The 5,811-nt window shown below is 60.2% G+C and carries 4 protein-coding genes; 2 read left to right on the top strand and 2 right to left on the bottom strand.

What is annotated here, in order from left to right; genetic code table 11:
- Positions 1-224: 224 nt before the first annotated feature.
- On the bottom strand, positions 225-1,640 hold the full coding sequence (locus AC1D1Z_RS32940) for an alpha-L-fucosidase (RefSeq protein ID WP_312863707.1): 1,416 nt from the start codon (positions 1,638-1,640) through the stop codon (positions 225-227).
- Between the two features lie 12 nt (positions 1,641-1,652).
- Positions 1,653-2,660, bottom strand: coding sequence for a LacI family DNA-binding transcriptional regulator (locus AC1D1Z_RS32945; protein WP_080671757.1), 1,008 nt, complete (start codon positions 2,658-2,660; stop codon positions 1,653-1,655).
- A 193-nt stretch (positions 2,661-2,853) separates the two neighbouring features.
- On the opposite strand from AC1D1Z_RS32945, the gene AC1D1Z_RS32950 reads away from it, so the two are divergent.
- Together AC1D1Z_RS32950 and AC1D1Z_RS32955 are read left to right on the top strand one after the other, a co-directional pair.
- Positions 2,854-4,779, top strand: coding sequence for an ABC transporter substrate-binding protein (locus tag AC1D1Z_RS32950; RefSeq protein ID WP_115157820.1), 1,926 nt, complete (start codon positions 2,854-2,856; stop codon positions 4,777-4,779).
- Between the two features lie 106 nt (positions 4,780-4,885).
- The coding region (locus AC1D1Z_RS32955) for an ABC transporter permease (protein WP_477853049.1) at positions 4,886-5,811 on the top strand (926 nt) is incomplete at its 3' end.

A 5,811-nucleotide genomic window follows, 5' to 3' on the forward strand; every position in this document is an offset into this window, starting at 1 on the left:
TCGTCAGGGCAGAGGCGATTGGCGACGGGCATACCTCCCGGTACGTCCGAGCCGATCGCCTTTGATCCTGGCGGAAAGATGCCCGGCCCTTCGGGTTGGCTGAAACGGGCCGGCTGATCGACCGGCCGGCTTGGCCGTAGAACTGGGCTACGACGCGCGCCGGCCGGTCGACCATCCGACTCCGTTTGAGCCAACAGAATGTTTCAATCTAACCCGGAAAGGCTCTAGTCCTGAATGCCAGCCGCGCTCCCTGGCTTGAGCTTGACCTCGATGACCGGGACCACGATCTGAGGTCGACGCACCGGCAGGACGAATGTCAGTTGATCTTCGCCGACGGGGAACTGCGTGTTCGCCCACAGCGTATTGGCGGATGGGCGCAACCAGGTGACCTCGCTGCCATCATGCAGGAATTGCGCATATTCGATCTTGCCTGCCAGCGCATCGAAATGCAGATGGCGATAAGGCCAGTTGAAGAGGTGGATGTAGAGACGATCGCCATTCTGGGTCAGGCGGCAGTCGGCCGGAGCGGTGAAGTCGGACTGGGTGCAGCCGACGATGCTGCGCTGGTGCAGTGCCATCCACTCCTCATAAGCGGCAAGGGCTGCAATCGCGCGGTGGTCGAGCGTGCCGCGCGCCGTCGGCCCGACATTCATCAGCAGATTGCCGCCCATGGCAACGGTGCCGACCAGCATCTGCACCAGTTGTTCCGTGCTCTTCCAGGTGTCCTCGTCGCGGTGATAGCCCCAGGAACCGCTGAGCGTGTGGCAGGCTTCCCAGACAACGCGTCTGCCATCGCGGAGCGGACGGGCGCGCGGCATATATTGCTCCGGCGTGACGATGTCGGGCTGCAGGCCGGCGAGATCGAGCCGGTTGTTGATGATGATGTCGGGGGCGAGTTCGCGCACCAGACGCACGAGTTTCTCGCTTTCCCAATCCTGATGGCCCTTTCCGACCAGCTCCCCGAGCTTCCATTGCGGATAGCTGAAATCGAACCACAGGATGTCGATCTGGCCGAACTCAGTCAGCAACTCGCGGACCTGCTCGCGCATGAAGGCGGCATAGCGCTGCATGTCCCGGCCTTCGTTGATTTTCAGCGCATCGGGATGGTTGCGTTGCGGATGGCGCGGATCGACGGTGAAGTCGGGATGATGCCAATCGATCAGCGAATAGTAGAATCCGATCCTCAGGCCCTCTGCGCGGAAGGCGTCGACGAACGGACCCAGGAGATCTCGTCCATAAGGCGTGTTGGTCACTTTGAAGTCGGTCGCCTTGGTATCCCAGAGGCAGAAGCCTTCATGGTGCTTGGTGGTCAGCACGACATATTTCATGCCGGCAGCCTTTGCACGTCTGGCCCATTCACTGGGGTCGTAGAGATCGGGATCGAAATGGTCGAAATATTTCTGGTAGTCGGCGTCGTTCAGTTCTTCGCGGCTCTTGACCCATTCATGGCGTGCCGGCAGTGCATAAAGCCCCCAGTGCACGAACATGCCGAACCGGTCGTGAACGAACCAGGCCTTCTTCTCCTCAGGCAGGGCCAGTGACTGCAGATTGTTGATATCCATCGGATATTCCTCCTGTTCCAAACTTTGAGAGTTGGAGCACGATGTCGTCCGAAAACCGCTCACACTTTTCGGCATCATGCTCCGGGGAGTTCAGGTTGTTTCGCGGATAATAAGCTCGGGCACGATGACGATGCCGTGCTGACGGTTTCTGGTGGCGATGCGGCTGAGCAGCAGACGCACGGCTTCCTCCCCCATTTCGCGTTTTTGCACCCGCAAGGTGGTGAGTGCCGGAGACAGCAGTTCGGCAGTCGGAATATCGTCGAAACCGATCAGGGCGATTTGCCCGGGGATCGAAATGCCGGCGGCCCGGCAGGCCTTCATCGCGCCGATCGCATTGAGGTCGTTGTAGCAGACAAGGGCATCGACGCCGGGCGCCTCCGCCAGCAATTGCGCGGCCGCCGTTTGGCCGCCCGCCGCGGTCGGATCGCAATAAACGATGCCTTGCGCCTTGAGCCCGTGGGCCGCCAGGGTCTTGCGAAAGCCGACAAGACGGCTCTTGCCGCCAAACGAACTGCGCGGCCCGGCGATAATCGCGATCCTGCGGCGCCCGCGCTCGACCAGATGGTCGATGGCACGCGACGCTCCCGTCTCGTAGTCGGTGACAATCGTCCCGGCGACCTCGTTGGGCGCCTCGCGATTGATGAGCACCACCGCACGGTGGGGCGCAAGCGCCTTATGCAGCGCGGCATCCGGCAGCCGCGGGCTGCAGACGATGATTCCGTCGACCCGGTGCCGCAGCAGCGTTTCGATGAGTTCTTCCTCTCGCTTGCTGTTCTCGACGACATTGGACAGAAGCAGGTTGTAGCCGGCAGCGCTTGCCGCATCCTCGGCTCCCCTGATGACTTCGGGAAAGAACGGATTGGTGATGTCGGGAACGAGAAGGCCGATGGCCTTCGATCGATCGGACCGCAATCCGCGCGCAAAGGGATTGGGCCGGTAATTGAGTTCGCTCGCCGCTAAAATAATCCGTTGACTTGTCTCCGCACTGGCTCCGCCCCGATCGTTGAGCACGCGCGATACCGTCATCGGCGACACCCCTGCGGCGCGGGCGACATCGGCGATGGTAATTTTGGGTTCTGGCTCTTTAGGGCGGCTCAACTGGATTGTCTCTTCAGAAGGGGCAGGAATTTACGATAACGATAACTAACATAATTTCCGGGAAAGCCAAGGCTGCTCTGACAAAGTATAAGGTGTCGAGAATCTCTTTGACAAGATTTAACGGTAACGATAACGTTCGAGAAAGAGGAGAATACGTTAACGATAACCTAGAGCAGAATATCGGGAGGAAAGAATGCAACACGTCAGAATCTTAAGACGGCAGGTTGTCTCGACCGTTGCCGCGGCGATCCTCATGGGTGCCGGCTGGGCCGGTGCCGCATTCGGCTTTGAGGAGTCGCCGGAACTGAAGGCGCTGGTCGATGCCGGCAAGCTGCCGCCGGTCGAAAAGCGCTTGCCCAAGGAGCCGCTGGTGCTCACTCCGCTTGAATCGATCGGTACCTATGGCGGCACCTGGCGCACGGCCACCTTTGGCGGTGGTGACAGCGAGATCGAGCGCTCGATCGGCTATACGAGACTGGTCCGCTGGAATCCGGAATGGACCGAGGTGATCCCCGATATCGCCAAGAGCGTCGAGGTCAATGACAATGCCACCGAATATACGTTCACATTGCGTGAAGGCACGCGCTGGTCGGACGGGGAGCCCTTTACCGCGGACGATCTGGTGTGGTGGAACGAGAACGTGCTGCGCAACACCAAGATCACGCCTGCAGCACCCGACTGGCTGACCGCCGGCGGAGAGACCGTCAAGGTCGAAAAGCTTGCCGACGACAAGGTCGTCTTCAAATTTGCCGCGCCGAACGGCCTGTTCCTGATGAACATGGCCACCGTGCGCGGCTCCGATATTCTGGCGGCCGCACCGGCCCACTACCTCAAGCAATTCCACAAGGATTTCAATCCCGATGGCGTCGACGCCCTGGTGAAGGCAGCCGGCGCAACCGACTGGGTCCAGCTCTTCAACAACAAGATCGGCTTTCCCGGCCGCTGGCGCGATCTCGGTCGTCCAACGCTTGATGCCTGGGTGTTGACCGCGCCCTATAATGGCACCACCCAGGTCGTCGCTGAACGCAATCCTTACTATGCCAAGGTGGATACCGCAGGAAACCAGCTGCCTTACTTCGATCGGATCACCATCGATGTGATGCAGGATACCCAGGCGATCATCCTGAAGGCGATCAGCGGCGAAATCGACATGCAGAACCGCTTCATCGAGACGACGGACGCCCGTACGGTGATCGTGCAGAACCAGGAGAAAGGCGGCTACGGCCTGTTCATCGCCCGGCCGGCCTGGTCGAACGCCCTGCTGATCACCCTCAACCAGACCCACAAGAATCCGGCCTTGCGCGCTGTCTTTTCCAACAAGGATTTCCGCATCGGCCTTAGCTACGCCATCAACCGCGAAGAGCTCAACCAGCTGATCTATGCCGGACAGGCCAAGCCTTATCAGGCAGCACCGCGTGAAGGCACCGCGCTCTACGACGAGAAGATGGCGACCCAGTATCTGGAGTATAATGTCGATCTCGCCAATCAGTATCTCGATAAGGCCGGCCTTACCAAACATGACGCCGAAGGCTATCGCCTCGGCCAGGACGGCAAGCGGATTACCTTTGCGATCGACGCCTTGACCGGAAGCCCGATCCAGGTGGACGCCCTCGAGATGATCCAGCGCTACTGGCGAGCCGTCGGCATCGACATGCAACCCCGCCCGGCCGAACGTTCGCTGATCTTCTCCCGCCTGCAGAACAATGAGAATGACGGCCTTGGATGGGTTGGTGGCGGTGGCTATGACTTCCTCGGCCTGCTCGATCCCAAATGGTATTTCCCGCACGAATATGAATCGAGCTTCGCGACGGCCTGGGGCCTCTATTACCAGAACCCCAAGGATCCGAACGCGCAAGAACCGAGCCCCGCTGCCAAGAAGCAGATGGATCTGTACCGGCAGGTGCAGGAAGCGCCGACGCTCGARAAGCAGTTGACCGCGATGAAGGAGCTGCTTGCGATTACCCGTGACGAATTCTACGTCATCGGCACCAACCTGGAGCCGGACCGCGTCGGCATCGTCAAGACCAATATGCGCAATGTCCCGAAGGTCATTCCCAGCACATCGTTCTACATGACACCGGGACCGGCCAAACCGGAGACCTTCTACTACCAACAGTAACGGCACGCGACCGACAGGGATGGCGTCCGCGGGCGCCACCCCATCAACACCAGCCCAGTCCCAATCATCCAATCCGATCGGCGGTTGCCGATTGAAGGAGCTTGACATGGCCGGCTTCATCATCAGACGTCTGCTTTACATGATCCCGATGATGTTCGCGATCTCCGTCGTGACCTTCATCATCATCCAGCTGCCGCCCGGCGACTTCCTGACGGCGATGACCGCGCGCCTGGCCTCCCAGAACGAAACGATCGATCCCGGCGTCATTGCCGGCCTGCGTGAACGCTACGGCCTCGATCAGCCCTGGGCGGTCCAATACTGGAAATGGATCAGCGGCATCCTGCTGCGCGGCGATTTCGGCCAGTCCCTCGATTGGAACAAGCCGGTCAGCGAACTGATCTGGGCTCGCATGGGCCTGACGATGGTGGTCTCGGTCACCACGCTACTCTTCGTCTGGGCGGTGGCCTTTCCGATCGGCATCTATTCGGCCGTACGGCAATATTCGGTGGGAGATTACTTCGCCACCTTCTTCGGCTTTCTCGGCCTTGCCATCCCGAATTTCCTGCTGGCGCTGGTGCTGATGTATGTTTCGGCACAATATTTCGGCCAAAGTACCGGCGGGCTGTTTTCGCCCGCCTATATCAATGCTGTCTGGAGCTGGGCCAAGCTCGGCGATCTCATTTCGCATATGTGGATCCCGGTCGTCGTTCTCGGCACCGGCGCCACGGCAGCGCTGATCCGAATCATGCGCGCCAACCTGCTCGACGAGCTCAACAAGCCCTATGTCGACATGGCTCGCGCCCGGGGCTTGAGCGAAATCCGGCTGCTGTTGAAATATCCGGTGCGGGTGGCGCTCAACCCCTTTGTCTCGACCGTCGGCTGGGTGCTGCCGCACCTCGTCTCCGGCTCGGTGGTGGTCTCCATCGTTCTCAGCCTGCCGATCACCGGGCCACTGCTGCTGAACGCCCTCTTTGCCCAGGACATGTATCTGGCCGGCACATTCATCCTGCTGATGAGCATGCTGACGCTGAT

This window comes from Rhizobium sp. P1_E1 (assembly GCF_056406015.1).

What these genes read in the sequence shown, in the direction of transcription:
- AC1D1Z_RS32940 (WP_312863707.1), bottom strand. Translation starts at nt 1,640, where the DNA reads ATGATGCCGAAAAGTGTGAGCGGTTTTCGGACGACATCGTGCTCCAAC.